Genomic DNA, 18,994 nt, shown 5'->3' with positions numbered 1-18,994 from the left:
AAAATAGAAACTCTTTGTAATGTTGTATTGAATTTTACGATTATCTATGAAACCGATTTTTATGAAACCTGTTTTTTTTGGATTGATTTTGGTGCTTACCCTGTCCTGTAAACAACAATCCAAAACCCAACTAACGGCCCAAGAAATTGTGGACAAATCCATTGAAGTCAGTGGTGGACTTTTGTACATGACCCATGGAAGCTCATTCAAGTTTAGAGGTAGAAAATACAGTTCACGGATAGAAAATGGGAAGAAAGTTTTGGAACGTATCACCTATTTGGATTCAGTGAACATCAAGGATATTAAGACCAATTCCGATTTGAAACGCTATTTCAATGATTCCTTGGTGTCCTTACCGGATACTTTGGCATTCAAATATGCAAATTCTGTAAACTCGGTACACTATTTTGCGCGATTGCCCTACGGTTTGAACGACAGGGCGGTAAACAAAGAGCTACTGGGAACCGAGACCATCAAAGGAGTGCCCTATTTCAAGCTAAAGGTTACCTTTGAGCAAGAAGGGGGCGGAAAGGATTTTGATGACACCTATATCTATTGGTTTAATACCGAAACTTTTAAGGTGGATTATCTGGCCTACGACTATCACACAGATGGTGGAGGACAGCGTTTTAGGGAAGCGTACAATGAAAGATTCGTAGAAGGAATACGCTTTGTGGATTACAACAACTTCAAACCCAAAACAAAGGGAACAGCTCTATTGGAAATTGGCAAAATGTTTGAAGAAGGTGACTTGGAACTCCTGTCCAAAATTGAACTTACGGATATTGAGGTGACTCCCTGATCAGTCTATTTGTAAACGAAGATCTGTGGCTTCCCCGTCAATAATCCGGACAATAAACAGGCTACTATTATCTGTATCATCCATTGGCTGATATTTATCAACCCCTAACATTTTATTGACAAAGTCCGGAGTTGTATTGCTATGTCCAACCACCAGCACACTTAATCGTTCGTTGGTACTTTTAAAGGCTTCGATATCGATGGAGGCTGGATCGTAATATTTAATGGGAATGTTCTTTTTCACGGAAGTGGGAGCAGCAGTCATGGACGTGCGCTCATAATTGGTGGAATACACGGCATCCAACTCAATTGGGTCAAACACTTCGGCCCATTTGATGGCTCGGTTTAAACCATCCTGATTCAATTCGGGGTCTCTGTTTTCGGGATCAGTTCTGTCTTTTTCTGCATGCCGGATAAAATAAAATGTGGAAATCACGGGATCTTCTGTAATTTCCATATCTTTAGTTGTCTCGTTGCATCCCACAACTGCAATAGAACAAAATGCAATGGCGATAATAAGCTTGGTCATTCGCATAAATACTGATCTAAGTTTCCCTGAATTTTACACTTGTTGTGTTTAAAAGTAACGTTTAAATTTTAGTTTATCGTATGCTCAAACATTTGGCATGGCTTTTATTGCTGCTTCCTGTGTCGATTCTTAGATCACAGGAACGCACCTTGCCTGCTGATTTTCGGCAGCATAACCTGAGCCAATTCAATGCCAGCCTTTTGAACCCAACCTTAGCATTGGATTGGAACAGGCCCAATGCAATGTCCATTTGGACACGATGGCAATGGCAGACGGTTGACGGTGACCCTACTACTATTTTTACGAATTACACCCAACTCATAAACTCCAATGCGGCGGCTGGGGTAGGATTCTTACAACACAATACAGGTACATTTTTGAATACGGGTTTGAACCTGAACTATGTACATGCTTTTCCATTGGAAAATGACATTCGAATATTTGTGGGGGCCAACGTTTTTGGTTTTAGGGAAAAACTTGCAGATGACCGCTTTATTCCCAATCCAGATATCGATTTACCGGAGTTGGAAGCCTCAAATGACTTTATCCTAACCTTTTCACCAGCAGTTCGCTTACAAGTAAACCAGTTTAATTTGGGCTTGGCAATAGAAAATGCCATTGATGTAAACTTTTCTGAGAGTGGCACAGGTAAGGGGGATGGGGGAACAGCTGTGGTAGGAACCATAAGCAATGATTTTCCTGTTTCATTGCTTAACGGACATGGGCATAGTTTTGTGCGGCCGATGATCTATTTAAAAACTATTCCGGATGAGGATACCCAGTTTGGAATCAACGGGTTGCTATCTACCTCAAGGTTTTGGGCTCAGGGAGGGTACAACAGTTTTTATGGCATTTCAGGAGGGATAGGAATAACTTTTGCAAATCAATTTTCCATTGGCGGCCTCATTGAAAAGGGCACGGATAATGCGTTAAGGGATGAGAAATCAACATTTGAGCTCATTCTTTCCTATCATGGCGTAGCATCTGATAACCGGAAAAAAGTGGTGGACTTTGATTGGGAAAAAGATGATGAACTTGCCCGCTTACGTATACAGCAGGAGGAAGTCAGAAGGCAAGAATTGGAGGACCAAAAACTGGAAGAGGAAAACAGGAGGCAAGAGGAAGAAAACCGAAACCTTAAGGAGGAAGAAAGAAAACAGCAGGAAGAAAGAAAACAGCAGGAAGAAGAAGATCGTTTGGCAGCTGAACAAAAGCGAATAGAACAGGAGCGCGAGGCTGTTGAAGAACAGAGAAAGCAGGATTCCATCGCTGCCGCAGCATTGGATAGGGCCAGATTACTGGCGGAGCAGAAACGGAAAGACAGCATAGCCAAAACTCAAAATGAAAAGGTAGAACTGCAAGGCAATGAAAAATATGAGGAGGTGGCCAGTGCCGATGGTCTTGAACCTGGATTTTATCTGATTGCCAATGTCTTCGGAACCAAGAAATATCATGATGCTTTCATGGCCAAACTTACCAAGGACGGATTGAAACCTAAATCCTTTTATAGAGCTTTGAATAAGTATAGGTACGTGTATTTGGGTCGTTACAACACTATGAACGAAGCCCGCAGGGCGCGAGACAGCAAGTTGGATGGAAAATATCCGGATAAAACCTGGATTTTTAGGGTACGAAGCGATTAAGCCATTTGGCCTAACCGCTTCCACAGTAATTGGAAATTAAATGAAGTGAAACTACCCTACCAATTCCGCACCCTAAATTTTGCCTATTCAACAATCCTGATTCGTACTGCATTGGGCCTGACCAACCCACCAGCTCCAGAGGAAACGAGATTATTGATAAAGTCCCCATCGGCATTATATTGCTTTACCTCGCCTGTGCCCCCACTGCCTATCAAGAAATTTCCATTGGGGAAAAAGTCTACTCCTTCCGGTTGATTCAAGCCTGAAGAAACAAAATCACCTATTAAATTGCCATTTGAGTTGTACTGGATTACTTTGTTTCCAGTCCAGTCATTCACAAATAGGTTATCATTCTCATCGAACCAAATATTGGTAGGTCCCTGAACCCCGGAGGAGATGAACAATCCTAGGTCATTACCATTGGCATCAAACTTTCTAACTGATGCTCCATCAAAGGAAGAAACATATAAGTCCCCATTGGAATCCCAATCCAAACCTATGCTCCGTGAAACGGAAACACTTGTAAATTCATCCACAAAGGTGCCATTGAGCTGATACCGAAGTACACGACCATTGCCGTCCCACTGCAGTACATATAACAAATTGTCCAATCCGATTTTCATCCGCGTGGGACCATCTATTCCAGTAGCAAAACTTCCAATAAGGTTCCCGGTATTTGCATCATATCTATTGATTTTGCCAGAGCTTAAATTGGAAATCAATACTTGTCCTTGGTCTTCAAGAAAGATGATATCTTGGGGCCAAGCCAGGTCGGCATCGATAAATGTGGTGCCGTTTTGGCCATTTTCATCGTACCTCATGATTTTCCATGGACCGGTTGTGAAGTCGGCGGCATCGCTTACATAAATAAATGTCCCGGCTTGTGGTTCAGAGTCCACTACCGTCAATGAAATGGTTCTGGTAATCGTTCCTGAACTGGCGGTGACCGAGGAACTTCCCACTTGCTGACCTGTTACCAATCCATCACTATTTACGCTAACCCTACTATTGTTGGCTGTCCAACTTACAGTGCCTGGTATTGTGATGTTGTCCCCAAACTGGTCTCTTCCGGTTGCCGTGAGAGTAGTGGTATTAGTGCCAAAAAGATCTAGTTGGGTACCGTTGGAAGCGTTGATACTGATGCTAGTGAATACTGGGTTTTCTTGCGGCGAATCATCTGGGGATGAACTATCGGAACTGCAAGAAATAAAGGAAACGAGGAGAAATAAAAAAAGGTTCTTTTTCATGGTATGGTTTTATTCCCTTCAAAGGGATGTTTTCAAAATTTCGAGAAAATACCACTCATCCATTAACTAGGATATTGTATACTTTCCCAAACAAAAGAATGTAGAAATGGGCAAGAGTTTATAAGTCCTTATAAAGGTTTACAGTTGAAATCTGCAGTTTAGTGCTGGCAAATATGCGTGTTCAGGCGGATTCTTTATTGTCCGGGTCAAGGAAGGTTTTTGGGGTGGTTCCCGTGAATTTTTTGAAGGCATTGTAAAAAGAGACACGATTGTTGAAACCACAGGCAAACATGACATCTGAAATGCTCTGGGTATCGGACTGTCTAAGCATTTTCTTGGCCTCTTCTATTCGATACTGATTAATGAAATTGAAAAAATTAGAGTCAAAGTGCTCGTTTATAACCTGAGAGCAATGATGCCGGGAAATGTTAAGCTTTTCGGCAAGATCGGCCAATCGATATTCACTGTTCAAATACGGTTTATGCTCCTTCATCAATTGTGACAATTCTTCTTTGAGCTCTAGAGAAAAGTCCTTGGTTAAACCAGTAGTTTTATATTTGATTAAAGGCACAATCTTTTTCATGGGTATACCTTCAAATACTTCGGGTTGTACAAATCCGAAATAGGCCAACATGGAAATAAAAAAGATAATGGCCGCTCCTATGATGTAATCATGAGCCGGTTGAAGAACTCCCAAGCCACTAAGCACAAAAAAAGAAGTAAAGGACGCCACGTAGCCCAAAAAGGAAAATGCGATCCATTTAAGCCAAATCCCTTGGTTATGGCTTACCACACTCTTCCGTAGTTTAACCCAAATAAGAATGAAATAAAGTACCATCAATGCTATAATAAGCTTGCCGGTATGCGGACTGAAATAGATAAAGGAAAGTACAATAATGCCGTTTTGGAACAACTCAAGTTTGGTTTCGGGAGCCATCCAATGCACTTTAAAGTGATTGACAAGAAGCAGGATAAAGGGAATAAAGTGAACTGTATCCTTTATGGTAATGGATTTGCCGTTCACCAATTTTCTTACATAAAAGTATAGAATGGGGCCATACAAAACCCACACCAACATATTGGTAAACAAGAGATTGATAAATTCCAAACTGTACAGTTTACCAGACCAGTATAGAATATTATAAAACACATTGTATCCAAAAAGCAATACATAAATACCCAAAAGGCGATTGGCGTAGCGATTACCTTTTTTCTTAAGAAATAATAAAATGGCAAGAACAACAGCAAGGAATGCAAATAGTGAAAACAAATATTCAATACTGTTCATTGGGTTAATTAAGAGCGGTTATTCCGTTTATCCAAGACCATTCCCAAAAAGAATGGAGCCCAATAAATTTAATCCTTTTTAATCTCCCTTTTTACCAATTGCTCCAAATACGCGATGGTATTGACCAAGTATTTGCGATCTCTGGTCATTGTGGACATGGTAATTGCCCCTTGAAGCATAGTAAACAATTGCTTGGCAAACTGAAGTGGGGGTACGGGTATATGGATTTCACCATTTTTGGAGCCATTTTCCAAGACCAATGCAATCTTTCCTTCAATTTCTTTAATGGTTTCCTTAACCGCAGCAGCCAACAAATGGTTGTTGTGCTGTGCGTCCACTCCAACATTTACTATGGGGCATCCGCCCATGGGCAAGGTATACACATCATATTGCCTATAAAATCGCAACAGCGAATGAATTTTATCCATGGCTCTTCCTTCCACCGCCAGTTTATCGTCAATAATGGCCAACAAATGGTTGCGGTTATATTCAAACGCCGACATGGCAAGGGATTCCTTGTTTTCAAAATTTCCGTAAATGGCCCCTTTGGTAAGTCCCGTTGCTTCGGTAAGATCGCTCATGCTGGTGCCCACATAACCAAACTTGTTAAAAATGGGCGCAACTGTCTCTATGATATAAGCTGTGGTTCGTTCGGCTTTGGTAGACATTTTGGGTTTAGTTGGTCGTAGCTAATATATAAAAATATACTGTTGGGTATCAACATGCTGAAATTTTTAACATCACCTCCAGACGCGCTGTAAAAAGCGAATAAAGTTTCTGTTCATAATATTTTCAATGTCCTCTGCTTGGTATCCTCTTTGAGACAATAGTCCTGGAACCTGCTGTAAATCTGCTATGGTGTCCAGGTCAGCGGGGGATTGTTCCTTGCCAAAAGCCCCATCCAAATCCGTTCCTATTCCAACATGATCCGCATTGCCGGCTAGTTGGCAGATATGATCTATGTTGTCAATCATCTGTTCAAGGGTTACCCCCATACTTTTGGGGTCAGACTTGCCGCGCACCCAGTTTGGAACCATCATCCAAGCATCAAGTGGTATCCCAATAACTGCCTTGCGCTGTATCAATTCCTTAATTTGATCATCCGAAAATTGGCGATTGTGCTCTACCAATTCCCTGCAATTACTGTGACTGGCCCATACAGGGCCATTGTAGCATTGCATGGTTTCCCAAAAACTATCATCACATAAATGCGTGGCATCAAGAATGAGATTCAACTCCTCAATTTTTTTCAAGAGTTCTTTTCCTTTACCGCCAATACCTCCTACGGAATCCGTTCCATGGGCATACACCCCGGGACCGTAATGGGCAGGTCCAATGGCTCTAAGCCCCGATGCGTGGGCTTGCTCCAGATAGTCCATGTCCACGATGGAATCTGCACCTTCCAAACTAAGTATATAGCCAATCGCCTTGTGGCCGCCGGTTTTTTGCCATAGCTCCAAGTGTGCATTTAAACTGGGAAGATCCGAAATTTGAACTATTTCTCCTTCTTTTTCCATGGCTCGGTACCAAGCCAACTGCCCTTGGGTCTGGGCCCATGCTTGCTGTTGCGAGTTCCAACCGGGAAGTGGATTGTTTCGGTCCGAAAAGCGGGCTATCTGCGTAGCTACACAGAGTCCTACATTGCCTTTGCGCATTGCATCCAAAGAGACAGTGTTCTTCTCGCGATCTGGTTTATCTGTCATCCCTTTTTCCAGCTCACGAATCTCGGAAACAGGAAGTCTAAGATCTCGATTCCATTCCAGGGCATTCATGGCCAGATCCAAGTGTGCATCAAAAATCAGCATGAAAATGAATTGAAATAAATATTGAAATAAATATTGAAATAAATCTTGTCCAAAATCAAGATATCAACTCTTGAGCTGGAACATGGCCTCTATTTCCACCGGAATATTCTCAGGAAGCATCATGCCAACAGCGCTTCGAACACCTATCCCATTTTCAGTTCCGAAGACATCGGCCATAAGCTCACTAAACCCATTGATCACATAGGGTTGTTTCCCAAAATCAGGAGTACAATTGACCATTCCCAGTACTTTGACCACACGCTCAATGCGATCCAAGCTTCCAAAATGCGTGGTTATGGTGGACAACATAGTCAGGCCAACCTGTCTTGCGGCCAATTTGGCGGCATCCATGTCCAGGTCATCACCAGCTCGCCCTTTCATTAGGGAACCATCCAGATTTACGGGACCTTGCCCAGATACATACAGAAAGTTGTCGACGATCAAAATAGGTCTGTAGACCCCAGCTGGGGGAGGTGCAGGCGGCAGTACAAGGCCTAGTTCTTTTATACGTTCCGAAGGTGATGTACTCATAATATTTAGATTATCATATTCATTGCCAGGACACCCAACAGTCCCATGATACCCACTAGGGTTTCCATTACGGTCCAGGTAGACAAGGTTTCCTTTACAGAAAGGTTGAAGTATTCTTTAAACATCCAAAACCCTGTATCGTTGACGTGGGACAGCATTAGACTACCAGAACCTATGGCCAAAACCATGAGTTCGGCACTTACATTGGCGCTGGAAGCCAAAGGTAGTACGATACCCGCAGCTGTTAGTCCAGCGACGGTGGCAGAACCCACGCTAACCCGAATGGCAGTTGCAATCAACCAAGCCAAGACCAGGGGAGAAACGGCTGAACCTTCCAAACTGGAAGCGATATATTCGCTAACCTTACTATCTATTAAAACCTCTTTAAGCGCACCCGCTCCTGCAATGATCAATAGAATCATGGTAATGGTGGAGACGGATGTGGAAATGGATTGCATTACCGTTTTCATGTCCTTGCCTCTTGCAATTCCTAGGGTGTATATGGCCATGAGAACCGAAATGAGCAGGGCAATCACGGGATTACCAAGAAACATCATAATGTCCCTCAGAATTCCTTCGGGCAGCAGATTTTCCGCAGCAATGGCAAGGCCTATTAAGATGATGGGCAAAAGTGCAGTCAAAATACTGATGGCTGTGGAGGGCAATTTCTCTTCAGGGATTAAAACAGGATTATAAAATTCTTTGAGGGGCTTGGCTTCTACTTTTTTAATGGTTCTAGCGAACAAAGGCCCGGCCACCAGAATGGCAGGAATCGCTATGATAATACCATACATCAAGGTTTTTCCAATGTCTGCATTGAACATGGCCGCTATAGCTGTTGGCGCAGGGTGGGGAGGAAGATATCCGTGGGTTACTGAAAGTGAAGTCAGCATGGGAAGGCCTACATAAAGAAGCGGTAAACCCGTAGAGATGGCAATGGTAAAAACCAAAGGGATCAAAATCACAAAACCTACGGAATAGAACATGGGAATTCCCACAATAAAACCGGTGACCACCATGGCCCATTGCACATTTTTAACTCCAAAGGCATCCACTAATCTGGTGGTGATCCGTTGGGCTGCACCGCTATCGGCAACCAATTTACCCAGCATGGCACCGAGACCTAAAATAAGCACAAGAAAGCCCAGCGTATTGCCTATTCCGCGCTGTATGGATTGGACAATATCCGGAAGCTGCATCCCTTGGAAAATTCCAACGAAAAGACAAACAATGATGAAAGCCAAAAAGGCATTCAATTTGAATCGGGCTATTAGGACAAACAGGATTAAAATGCCGAGAACGGCTATTACAATTGGCATGGCTGGAATTTATAAAAACCCCTAAAATAAAGATTTGCAATGAAATATTGCATTCAGATACATGCTATTTTGTGATTATATGGTGTGAATTGAAAAAAATTAAAAAGCCCCAACTTTTAATAAAGTTAGGGCTTGATTTATAGTGATGCGGGCTTAGTTTACCAACTCACTCTGATTTCTGAAAACCAATTTATCATCAAACGAATCCAATAAAACAATGCTCTCTGCCTTGATTTTTCCAGCCAGCAGTTCTTTGGACAAATTGTTCAAGACCTCTTTTTGGATCAACCGTTTTACGGGTCTTGCCCCAAATTGGGGATCATACCCTTTAATGGCCAAATAATCAATGGCCTCCTCAGTGGCATCCAAAGTAATGTGCTGTTTGGATACCATTTTTTTGAGGTGCTCCAATTGAAGACGAACAATTTCCTTGATATTGGCTTTGTCCAAAGGCGTAAACATAATAATGTCATCAATCCTATTTAAAAACTCAGGGCGAATGGTTTTGCGCAGCAATCCCATTACTTCCACTCTGGCTGCTTCGGCTGCCTTGTCCAGATCCGCTGCATCCTCAAATTTTTCCTGGATGATCGGACTACCCATATTACTGGTCATGATAATAATCGCATTTTTGAAATCGGCTACACGACCTTTGTTGTCCGTAAGCCTACCTTCATCCAATACCTGCAATAGAATGTTGAAGGTGTCTGGATGTGCCTTTTCAATTTCATCCAAAAGCACAACGGAATAAGGTTTTCTACGAACGGCTTCGGTCAACTGGCCTCCTTCGTCATAGCCCACGTATCCAGGAGGTGCTCCTACCAATCTGCTTACGGCGTGCCGCTCCTGGTATTCACTCATATCAATACGCGTTATGGCATTTTCGTCATCAAAGAGATAGGCGGCCAAGGTTTTGGCCAATTCCGTTTTACCTACTCCCGTACTTCCCAAAAAGAGGAAGGAACCAATGGGCTTTTTGGCATCCTGCAAACCAGCCCGACTCCTTCGGATGGCATCGGATACGGCTGTAATGGCCTCTTCTTGGCCAACCACACGTTTGTGGAGTACGTCCTCCAACTGCAGCAGTTTTTCCCGCTCACTTTGCAGCATTTTGGTTACGGGAATCCCTGTCCACTTGGCAACCACCTCCGCAATATCCTCGTTGGTCACTTCTTCCTTGATCAAAGTGCCAGCGGTCTGTTGGGCCGCCAGTTCATCATGTAGCTTTTGGAGATTTTCTTGGGATTCCTTGATTTTGCCATAGCGTAGCTCGGCCACTTTGCCGTAATCCCCGTTACGCTCAGCTCGTTCGGCTTCCAGCTTAAAGTTTTCAATGTCCTGCTTTGTCTTTTGGATATTGTCCACCACACTTTTCTCACTTTCCCATTGCGCAAAGATTTCATTGCGCTCTTCCTTCAAATTGGCCAGTTCCAGATTTAAGGTTTGCAACTTGGCCTTATCGTTTTCCCGTTTAATGGCCTCAATCTCAATTTCGAGCTGCATTATTTTTCGGTCCAGCACATCCAATTCTTCGGGTTTGGAGTTGATTTCCATCCGGAGTTTGGATGCTGCTTCATCCATAAGGTCAATGGCCTTATCCGGTAAAAAGCGATTGGTGATGTAACGCTGTGACAGTTCCACCGCAGAAATTACCGCCTCATCCTTGATGCGCACCTTGTGATGGGTCTCATATTTTTCCTTGATTCCCCTTAAAATGGATATGGCACTTTCGGTGTCGGGCTCATCTATGACCACTTTTTGGAACCTGCGCTCCAAGGCCTTGTCCTTTTCAAAATACTTTTGATATTCGTCCAAGGTGGTGGCCCCAATGGCTCTCAATTCTCCACGGGCCAAGGCTGGTTTTAGAATGTTGGCCGCGTCCATGGCGCCTTGTCCACCTCCAGCTCCAACCAAGGTGTGAATTTCATCAATGAACAACACTATGTCACCATCGGAAGAAGTAACTTCCTTAATCACTGCTTTTAAGCGCTCCTCAAATTCTCCTTTAAATTTTGCCCCTGCGATCAAGGCACCCATATCCAAGGAATAGATAATCTTGTCTTTTAGGTTTTCCGGAATGTCGCCCTGAACAATTCTATGTGCCAATCCTTCGGCGATGGCAGTCTTACCAACCCCGGGTTCCCCTACAAGCATGGGGTTGTTCTTGGTTCTACGGGAAAGAATTTGCAACACGCGTCGAATTTCCTCATCCCGCCCGATTACGGGATCTAACTTACCGTTATCTGCCAGTTGGTTGAGGTTTTTGGCATATTTGTCCAAAGAATTATAGGTGTCCTCAGCACTTTGGGAAGTAACTTTTCCCCCTTTTCGCAATTCTTGGATGGCAGCATTTAAGTCTTTTTCGCTTACCCCTTGATCTTTGAGTATTTGGGCAATCTTGCTCTTGGATTTGAAAATGGCCAGGAGTAAGTGCTCAATGGATACATATTCATCGCCCATCTTTTTGGCAACAATATTGGCTTCATTCAAAGATTTGCCAGCGTTTTGGGAGAGCATAATGTCACCTCCTGAAACTTTGGAGAAGCTTTCCAATTCTTTGTCCAAGATTTGGGCGAGCAAGGCAGTGTTCACGTTCAATTTTTTTAAAATGAACGGCAACACGTTTTCATCCACCAGACCAATGGCCTTGAAAAGGTGTTCGTTTTCTATTTGTTGATGCCCCATTTCCTGCGCAAGCTGTTGAGCCTGTTGTAGGGCTTCCTGTGATTTTATCGTAAAGTTGTTAAAGTTCATCTCAATCGTTTTGTATAGGGATTGTCAACAACCCTACCATTTGCCCAAGACGGTCAAAATGTCGCTAAAAGCCCAAAAACACAGGACATTTCGTCAGTTTGTAAGCTTTTTGCCCAAGCTCGACATAACATATAAATTTGCAGTATGGGATTATTCGGTAACATATTCGGGAAAAAGGAAGAAAAGGAAAAGGCAACCACAAAAGTGCCATGGATTCCCTTGGAATCTTTGGAGCAATTAGAGGAGGTTGCGGAAAAATCCAAAACCCGGACACAAATTATATTTAAGCATTCCACCACTTGTGGGATTAGCCGAATGGTTTTGAATATGTTTACGGGAAGCTATGATCTAGGCGATGAAAATGACATCTACTTTTTGGATTTGCACGCGCACAGGGGAGTATCAAATGCGGTGGAAAGTAAATTTCAGGTAAGACATCAATCCCCGCAACTACTCGTCATAAAAAACGGGGAAGCTAGTTTCCATACCTCACATGGGGCAATAGCGGATACGGATTTAAAGGAAGTGGTTTAGGAAGGAATGAAAAAAATACGAGCGCAGCTGGAACTCCTTTTTGAAGGATTGGTTCTCGACTGCGCTCGAACTGACTTTATTTAGTATCTAATCATTGAACTGATTGTCCGCCACAAACTGGTTTTGGGCAATGATGGACTTCAATCTGGCTTTTAAATCTTCCCCGGCATCGTAGACCATTTGCTCATTGGTTGGGAAGGGTACAGCCCTTACGTTCAGCAGGTTTATCAAGTCCGTGTCCAAGGCTCTTTTATCACCCCTATAGTTGGCATATATATGCTCAAACACAAACTCACTGGCTAAGGGATAGGAGTTGATTTCCTGCCCATTGGCCAAATTGGTAAAACTCACCTTGGCTCCAATTTGGGCTGCTTTAAACTGGGTGAACTGGTAGAAATTGCATCGCACCGTTCTAAACTTGTCCACCTTGATTCTGTTACCCAAACTATCCTTTACGGCATTGCCTTCATCATCCAACAAATATTCAAACCCATCTTTGATTTGTTTTTCTTTGATGATCTGCTTCTCATTGATCTGCTCTGGAGAAATATTGATTTCCCTGAAATTCAGATTAAGCGCATAATCATAGTTCACATCTTCCAAAGGATTAGTATGGAACTCTGTCCAAAAATTATTGATGCCATAGGCATTGAAATCCAGTAGTTCGGTTTCCAATCGCTCTGGGATGATCTGTTCGGTCTCATTCCCAATTTCAACCCGCACATACTCCAAACCTTTGTTATAAGCTTCGTCCATTTTGGCAATGGTTTCCTTATAACCTGGGTTGATGTCCTGCAAATATTTCAATTCGCTATACACCGATCGGTACTCAAACTTCTCCTTTGCATTGACCAACATATTGTTGGCATTGCTGTACAAATATTCGGAAAGATCGGTCTTGGTAGCCAAAATTCTAGAATCGTAATTCTGGAAATTGAACCTGGCATCCCTGCCTTCTTCGTAAATGGAAAGTGGCATCAAAGGTCTTATCCGTTGTTGGATTTCCTTCAAATGCAGGTATTTGTTGTAGATATTTTCCAAGTTGGCCGGATTGCCATCCTGTTGCAAAAAGGCAATCTGTTCCAGCTCTCGCTGAGTGTGCTTGGCAAAAGCATCTTCCAATAGCACCACATAGGGTTGGTGCCCTTTTTTGGTCTTATTTTCCGATAGATTCTTAATGGCCTTGTTCATGGCAGAAACGTAGTTTCCGCTATTCAAAGCTTCCTGGGTCTTTTTAACGCCTCCGCAGGCAACAAGTAGTACCAGTGTACCAAAGAGTAGTATTTTCTTCATGGCTTTTTGATTTTATTGGTTATGGTTGGTTTTTCAACAGCCGTGCCAAAAACCTTCAAATTATTAACGAAAAAGGTTCAACGGTAGTATAAAATCGATGAAATGCACAAATTGAACCCGATTTTGACTCTCAAACCAACAGCGGAAAATTGTTAATTGTTGTTTGATAAAATTGATTTTTGGCACATTTTTTTTCAGTTCCGTTAGCTTTTCTATTCGTACTTTTAGCACTTCTAAATTCAAAGGCAAAAATGGAAAGAGATCACCGGATTTTTGAACTCATTGAAGACGAAAAAGAAAGACAGCTGGAAGGCTTGGAGCTTATTGCTTCCGAGAATTTTGTGAGCCCCCAGGTGATGGAGGCCGCAGGTTCCGTGTTGACCAACAAATACGCTGAGGGCTACCCAGGAAAACGATATTACGGAGGCTGTGAGGTAGTAGATCAAATTGAGCAATTGGCCATTGACCGGGCCAAGGAATTGTTTGGTGCGTCCTATGCCAACGTACAACCTCACTCTGGTTCCCAGGCCAACGCCTCGGTTTACCATGCCTGTCTTCAACCTGGTGATACCATTTTAGGATTTGATCTTTCGCACGGTGGGCATTTGACCCACGGTTCTCCCGTAAATTTCTCAGGGAAACTTTACAATCCCGTTTTCTATGGGGTGGAAGAAGAGACAGGGATGCTCAACTACGATAAAATTCAAGAAGTTGCCGATAAGGAAAAACCCAAACTGATCATTGCAGGGGCGTCTGCCTACTCACGGGATATGGATTTTAAGAGGTTTAGGGAAATAGCGGACAGCGTTGGTGCCCTTTTGGTAGCAGATATCTCGCACCCAGCGGGCTTGATTGCCAAGGGTATTATGAACGACCCCATTCCACATTGCCATATTGTGACCACCACCACCCACAAAACCCTTCGCGGGCCAAGAGGTGGACTGATCTTAATGGGAGAGAACTTTGAAAACCCGTTCGGCATCCGATTGAAGAACGGAAACTTGAGAAAAATGTCCGGACTTTTGGATTTGGCCGTTTTCCCGGGAAACCAAGGAGGTCCTTTGGAGCATACCATCGCAGCCAAGGCCGTAGCTTTTGGAGAAGCTCTTACGGATGACTTCTTGCATTACATCATCCAAGTAAAGAAAAATGCGGAAGCCATGGCGAAGGCATTTGTGGCCAGGGATTACAAAGTAATCTCAGGGGGCACGGACAACCATATGATGCTCATAGACCTAAGGAACAAGAACATAACCGGGAAAGATGCCGAAAAGGCATTGGAACTGGCTGCCATTACCGCCAACAAGAACATGGTGCCTTTTGATGATCAATCGCCCTTTATTACCTCTGGAATTCGCTTTGGAACTTCTGCGGTAACCACCCGTGGACTCAAGGAAGCTGATATGGAAACCATTGTAGGCTACATTGATGAGGTGCTAATGGATGCTACCAACGAGAAGAGCATAGCGGGAATCAAGCAAAAGGTGCATGACCTTATGCATTCAAGACCGTTGTTCAGCGCTTAAACTGGACAAGGCGTTTCTTTACAGCCCTTACTGGTAGAAAGGAGTTTTAGTCCAAGAGGAAAAAATCTTCTTTCTTCATGGTTTTGCTTTCCAAGGAATAGACCATCACATCGTGTTGTGGGTCATCTTCAAAGTACAGTCCCCAGTGTTCAAAATAGCTTTGTTCCCAATTTTCCAAGGAACCTCCCTTTTGGGAAGCGTCCTCAAAAACGGATACAAAGATTTCATAGGGCATTTCCGTCAGGCCTTTTGTGAAATACACAAAATGTTCACTGGCCTTGTTGATAATAGCCCCCAATTGATCCGGGATGCTGTAATCTTGGATTCTAGATATAATAACGGAGGTGTCCTTAAAGTGGATAGACAGCTCGGCGATGTCTATTTTTCCGTCATTCAAATTGCTCAACTGCTCAAAGGCAGTGTCAAAAGAGGATTTTCCATTTTTGGTGCAGGAAAATCCACCCCAATTACCAGTGCTGAAATGGTGCAAACCTTCGGTAAGACCAAAGTTGCAAGAAACATCTAAAATTAATTCGGTTCTCTCAATTGCTCTTTCATATTGACATTTTACCGTCAACTCCGCGAAAAAATCTTTTTCAAGAACCCGAATGAATTCGTCCAGTCCTTCTGCAGCAACAAACGTCCTGATACCAGTTAGGGGGAAAATAAGATTGGATCTTTTTTGGTATGGCATTGCGTTTCTTCATCGTGTTCCCTATCAAAGTTAAAACGAAACTTTATTATTCAATTGGAGGAAATCCTTAAAAATTCTGGGGATTTCCCCCAATTTACCCCTTTTTTTAAGGGTTTTTTGGGAAAAATGAAAAAACGGCCTTCGCGAAATGATCCTAGGGCGATTATAAACCGGCTATATGAACCCTCGGTTTTTTGCCGCCAAAATCAGGGCAAGATCGTTCTCGTTTTCGGTACCAAAAAGGGTTTTCATGTGCCTTTTTCGGTTTTCTATGGAAGAGGGCGACAAACGAATATGTTGTTCCAAATCCTTGTTCTTGGTACCAATGGACAAATGGTAGAGAATCTTCTTATCCTTTTCATCCAGATCAATATCGTTCTTTAACTTTTTACGAATGGCCGCCAAGGCTTTGGAGGAATAATAAGGAGGATTCAAGGTTACCGTCTTCACGGCATCTTCCAGAGTTTGCGGGTCTATGTCGTTTTTGATCAAGTAGCCATCGGGATCTACGGACTTTAGTATGCTGTTGATCCTAAAATTATCGCTGAAGGAGGACATGAATATGATCTTGGTCTCGGGTACCAACCGCCGGGCCAATTTACCTAGGTCTTCCCCAGTATGCGGCTGATTTTCATTGGGCGGATACAATTGCACGTCCAGAAACAGGATATCATATTTAAAGGAGTCCACGGATTCCTCGATCAGGCGTTTGCCCAGTTCATAGGAATTGGCCGTGTCCACAATGATGGAATATCCCTCAAAAACAATGCGCTCCAGGATATACTTGTATCCCAGCATCGTCATCTCATGATCATCAATGGTTAAAATTCGTAGTGTTTTCATACGTTCCGTATTTAAGATTTAGGCATTTTGCATTTGCATTTGTCCCTCCATGTCTGAAGGGTTTTGAGGTCCAATATACTTGGCGGGCATCTGGACCGTAATGGTGGTCCCGTTTCCTTTTCCACTGTCCACGTGCAGGGTTCCGTTCATTTTCTCTGCTCTGGAGGTCAGGTTACGAAGACCAATACCGTTCCTGCCCTTGTTCACATCAAAACCAACACCATCATCCTGTATGGTCAGGGTCAGTATACCATCTGACAGCTTAAAGGCAATGAGGGCTTGGTTACATTGGGCATGTTTGACGCTGTTTTTAAGGGACTCCTGCACAATTCTATAGCTGTTTATCTTGATGTCGCCGTCCAGGGCATCCCATTCCACATCGTCGTCATAAGTAAAGGAACATTCAATTCCCGAAGAAGCTTCAATGGTCTCCACCAGCTCTTCCAAGGAAACGATAAAGTTATAAAATTTTTCGTACGAAGCTTTGTTCATTTCGTGGGAGATCGTGCGGATTTCTTCCTCTACTTCCCGTAGTTTTTCGATCATTTGGGCCCGCTGCTCCATGGCAGATTCGTCGTTCTGTTCGTTAAGCACGCCCATGAACATGCGAATGCTCAGCAGATCGCCCAGCACGCTGTCATGAAGCTCTTCGGATACGCGTTTCTTCTCCAGATTTTTACCTTCCTCAAACTTGCCCCGTTGGGAGAGCATTAGGTTGTAGATCTCTTTGTTGGCTTCTTGTTGCTTTTGCTCAAATTTGAGCTTGTTGTTACTGGCCCGTTGGGTAAAGATGATGTACAACGCAATGGCGGACAACAACAGGCCAATGGCCACCAAAGTCCAGATAAGCTTGCCCCGGGTAAGAGCCTCGTTTCTTTGGATTACCTCGTCCGTTTCCAAACGGATACGGGCGAATTTGTCTCTGGTGGTTCGCTCTTCTTCCTTAATGGTTTCGCTAAGATTGTAAAAAGCATCAGAATAGGTTACTGCATTCTCCGAATCAATATGAGTAAGCAATCGCAGGATTTCCAGATGGTGGAAGTTATTGGAAGATGCTTTGGCCAATTCCAATCCTTCCTTTGCCACGTTCTTCGCGTTGAGGGTGTCGCCCTGAGCTGTTAATATTTCTGCATAAAATTGTTTTACCCTAGCTTGATCTTCTGAAAAACCTAATTGATTATTAATAGCCATTGCGTCTAATAGCAGTTTCTTGGATTCATCGTAGTCAGATTTGCTCATAAAAAGAACGTTGGCTAGACTAGCCATTGCTATCGCATACAATTCGGGAGCCTTGTTTTTTAACTCTTTGCTGGATAATAGCTCCTTATAGGCGTTTTCTGATTCATCATATTTTTTTAGACCCAAAAGAGTGTGAGCAATATTATTTTTGTTTTGGTAGAGGAGTATTTGCCCATCTTCTTTGCTCAATTTCTTAATGTTTTCACCTGCCTTTTTATAGTACTCAAGTGATTTGTCATAATTTTCCATATTACCGGTTATCATTCCCAGATAATTATGGCAATTGTAAATTCTTAAGTTATCCTCTAAATCAATAAATATTTTTAACGCTTCGGTAACACTTTTCTCAGCTCCCAGATAATCCTTAAAAAAATCTTGTCTAGACCCCATGTTATATAAAATTCTACCTCTAAGGGAAAGGGATGTAGAATCTAAAGGCAATTGCTGAAAGCTTTTATATGCTTTCTGATAGTGGTAGAAAGCACTGTCCATAACACCGTAGGATTTAAGAAAGGAGGCCATGTCCCAATGCGATTCCCCTTCGGCTTTGTAAAGTTTGCCTCGGCTTGCAAGTTCCAATACCCGTTGATTCATTTTTCGGAATCCAACGGAATCTTCCAAACGTTTGTAGGCCAAGGAAATTCTAGAAAGATGATCCAATCGGATAGTATCATTGGCAATACCATAGGCCAAATCCGCGGATTGACTTAAAAATCCTTTGCGTGTTTCCAAGGGTAGATGCGTACTATCTCGCGAGGTATCAATCCAAGCGTTGATTTGTTCAGACTCTTTGGAGACAGGAACAACTGTAGTTTGCTTTCCGCAGGTGCATAGCAAAACCAGAAGCAGTATTAAGAGCTTGTTTTTCAATGTTCTGTGCTAAAATGGGGGTAGAGTTTTGTTTTCTTTTACTACAAGGTATAAAAAAAGCCCCAGACCTGATGGGTT

16 protein-coding genes are annotated in these 18,994 nt (G+C 43.0%); 4 read left to right on the top strand and 12 right to left on the bottom strand.

Annotated features, from left to right (window positions below; translation table 11 throughout):
- The first annotated feature begins 61 nt into the window (after positions 1-61).
- A complete protein-coding gene (locus tag ACRHOZ_RS01435) occupies positions 62-802 on the top strand; it encodes a DUF6503 family protein (RefSeq protein WP_431121542.1) in 741 nt (246 codons plus the stop codon).
- Here the strand turns inward: ACRHOZ_RS01435 and ACRHOZ_RS01430 are convergent, their stop codons facing one another.
- Positions 803-1,258 carry a SixA phosphatase family protein gene (locus tag ACRHOZ_RS01430; protein WP_431121540.1) on the bottom strand — a complete coding sequence of 152 codons (456 nt, stop codon included), beginning with the start codon at positions 1,256-1,258 and terminating at the stop codon, positions 803-805.
- A 152-nt stretch (positions 1,259-1,410) separates the two neighbouring features.
- Between ACRHOZ_RS01430 and ACRHOZ_RS01425 the strand changes: the two genes are divergently transcribed.
- Complete coding sequence (locus tag ACRHOZ_RS01425; protein WP_431121538.1) at positions 1,411-2,973, top strand: PorP/SprF family type IX secretion system membrane protein; 1,563 nt, start codon at positions 1,411-1,413, stop codon at positions 2,971-2,973.
- A gap of 83 nt (positions 2,974-3,056) precedes the next feature.
- Here ACRHOZ_RS01425 and ACRHOZ_RS01420 read toward each other — a convergent pair whose 3' ends face one another.
- From ACRHOZ_RS01420 to clpB, 7 genes are all read right to left on the bottom strand, one after another.
- Positions 3,057-4,220 carry a hypothetical protein gene (locus ACRHOZ_RS01420; RefSeq protein ID WP_431121536.1) on the bottom strand — a complete coding sequence of 388 codons (1,164 nt, stop codon included), beginning with the start codon at positions 4,218-4,220 and terminating at the stop codon, positions 3,057-3,059.
- Positions 4,221-4,401: 181 nt separating this feature from the next.
- Entirely contained in the window at positions 4,402-5,508 is a 1,107-nt protein-coding gene (locus ACRHOZ_RS01415) for a helix-turn-helix domain-containing protein (RefSeq protein ID WP_431121534.1), read from the bottom strand.
- Between the two features lie 68 nt (positions 5,509-5,576).
- Complete coding sequence (locus ACRHOZ_RS01410) at positions 5,577-6,176, bottom strand: TetR/AcrR family transcriptional regulator (RefSeq protein ID WP_431121532.1); 600 nt, start codon at positions 6,174-6,176, stop codon at positions 5,577-5,579.
- A 72-nt stretch (positions 6,177-6,248) separates the two neighbouring features.
- Positions 6,249-7,313, bottom strand: a complete 1,065-nt coding sequence (locus tag ACRHOZ_RS01405; protein ID WP_431121530.1) for a dipeptidase — start codon at positions 7,311-7,313, stop codon at positions 6,249-6,251.
- 63 nt (positions 7,314-7,376) lie between these two features.
- Positions 7,377-7,844, bottom strand: coding sequence for a RidA family protein (locus ACRHOZ_RS01400; protein WP_431121528.1), 468 nt, complete (start codon positions 7,842-7,844; stop codon positions 7,377-7,379).
- A 5-nt stretch (positions 7,845-7,849) separates the two neighbouring features.
- Positions 7,850-9,163 carry a gluconate:H+ symporter gene (locus tag ACRHOZ_RS01395; RefSeq protein ID WP_431121526.1) on the bottom strand — a complete coding sequence of 438 codons (1,314 nt, stop codon included), beginning with the start codon at positions 9,161-9,163 and terminating at the stop codon, positions 7,850-7,852.
- Positions 9,164-9,316: 153 nt separating this feature from the next.
- Complete coding sequence (clpB, locus tag ACRHOZ_RS01390; protein WP_431121524.1) at positions 9,317-11,917, bottom strand: ATP-dependent chaperone ClpB; 2,601 nt, start codon at positions 11,915-11,917, stop codon at positions 9,317-9,319.
- 144 nt (positions 11,918-12,061) lie between these two features.
- On the opposite strand from clpB, the gene ytxJ reads away from it, so the two are divergent.
- A complete protein-coding gene (gene ytxJ / locus ACRHOZ_RS01385; RefSeq protein WP_431121522.1) occupies positions 12,062-12,451 on the top strand; it encodes a bacillithiol system redox-active protein YtxJ in 390 nt (129 codons plus the stop codon).
- Positions 12,452-12,538: 87 nt separating this feature from the next.
- Here ytxJ and ACRHOZ_RS01380 read toward each other — a convergent pair whose 3' ends face one another.
- On the bottom strand, positions 12,539-13,744 hold the full coding sequence (locus tag ACRHOZ_RS01380; RefSeq protein WP_431121520.1) for a hypothetical protein: 1,206 nt from the start codon (positions 13,742-13,744) through the stop codon (positions 12,539-12,541).
- Between the two features lie 251 nt (positions 13,745-13,995).
- Between ACRHOZ_RS01380 and glyA the strand changes: the two genes are divergently transcribed.
- On the top strand, positions 13,996-15,270 hold the full coding sequence (gene glyA, locus ACRHOZ_RS01375; RefSeq protein ID WP_431121518.1) for a serine hydroxymethyltransferase: 1,275 nt from the start codon (positions 13,996-13,998) through the stop codon (positions 15,268-15,270).
- Positions 15,271-15,316: 46 nt separating this feature from the next.
- On the opposite strand, the gene ACRHOZ_RS01370 is transcribed toward glyA, so the two are convergent.
- The 3 genes from ACRHOZ_RS01370 to ACRHOZ_RS01360 form a co-directional block, all read right to left on the bottom strand.
- Positions 15,317-15,964, bottom strand: coding sequence for a hypothetical protein (locus tag ACRHOZ_RS01370; protein WP_431121516.1), 648 nt, complete (start codon positions 15,962-15,964; stop codon positions 15,317-15,319).
- 174 nt (positions 15,965-16,138) lie between these two features.
- Entirely contained in the window at positions 16,139-16,807 is a 669-nt protein-coding gene (locus ACRHOZ_RS01365) for a histidine kinase (protein WP_431121514.1), read from the bottom strand.
- An 18-nt stretch (positions 16,808-16,825) separates the two neighbouring features.
- Positions 16,826-18,916: a tetratricopeptide repeat-containing sensor histidine kinase gene (locus ACRHOZ_RS01360; RefSeq protein WP_431121512.1), complete on the bottom strand. Its 2,091-nt coding sequence runs from the start codon at positions 18,914-18,916 to the stop codon at positions 16,826-16,828.
- Between the last annotated feature and the right edge of the window lie 78 nt (positions 18,917-18,994).

The organism is Flagellimonas flava, assembly GCF_050617915.1.
GTDB classification, from domain to species: Bacteria; Bacteroidota; Bacteroidia; order Flavobacteriales; family Flavobacteriaceae; genus Flagellimonas; species Flagellimonas flava_A.
This window is presented reverse-complemented; position numbering and strand designations above follow the sequence as displayed.

Coding starts and splice junctions, on each gene's coding strand:
- ACRHOZ_RS01365 (WP_431121514.1), bottom strand. CDS start 16,807: ATGAAAACACTACGAATTTTAACCATTGATGATCATGAGATGACGATG.
- ACRHOZ_RS01420 (WP_431121536.1), bottom strand. CDS start 4,220: ATGAAAAAGAACCTTTTTTTATTTCTCCTCGTTTCCTTTATTTCTTGC.
- ACRHOZ_RS01380 (WP_431121520.1), bottom strand. CDS start 13,744: ATGAAGAAAATACTACTCTTTGGTACACTGGTACTACTTGTTGCCTGC.
- ACRHOZ_RS01415 (WP_431121534.1), bottom strand. CDS start 5,508: ATGAACAGTATTGAATATTTGTTTTCACTATTTGCATTCCTTGCTGTT.
- ACRHOZ_RS01435 (WP_431121542.1), top strand. CDS start 62: ATGAAACCTGTTTTTTTTGGATTGATTTTGGTGCTTACCCTGTCCTGT.
- ACRHOZ_RS01400 (WP_431121528.1), bottom strand. CDS start 7,844: ATGAGTACATCACCTTCGGAACGTATAAAAGAACTAGGCCTTGTACTG.
- ACRHOZ_RS01395 (WP_431121526.1), bottom strand. CDS start 9,163: ATGCCAATTGTAATAGCCGTTCTCGGCATTTTAATCCTGTTTGTCCTA.
- ACRHOZ_RS01425 (WP_431121538.1), top strand. CDS start 1,411: ATGCTCAAACATTTGGCATGGCTTTTATTGCTGCTTCCTGTGTCGATT.
- ACRHOZ_RS01405 (WP_431121530.1), bottom strand. CDS start 7,313: ATGCTGATTTTTGATGCACACTTGGATCTGGCCATGAATGCCCTGGAA.
- glyA (WP_431121518.1), top strand. CDS start 13,996: ATGGAAAGAGATCACCGGATTTTTGAACTCATTGAAGACGAAAAAGAA.
- ACRHOZ_RS01410 (WP_431121532.1), bottom strand. CDS start 6,176: ATGTCTACCAAAGCCGAACGAACCACAGCTTATATCATAGAGACAGTT.
- ACRHOZ_RS01430 (WP_431121540.1), bottom strand. CDS start 1,258: ATGGAAATTACAGAAGATCCCGTGATTTCCACATTTTATTTTATCCGG.
- ytxJ (WP_431121522.1), top strand. CDS start 12,062: ATGGGATTATTCGGTAACATATTCGGGAAAAAGGAAGAAAAGGAAAAG.
- clpB (WP_431121524.1), bottom strand. CDS start 11,917: ATGAACTTTAACAACTTTACGATAAAATCACAGGAAGCCCTACAACAG.
- ACRHOZ_RS01370 (WP_431121516.1), bottom strand. CDS start 15,964: ATGCCATACCAAAAAAGATCCAATCTTATTTTCCCCCTAACTGGTATC.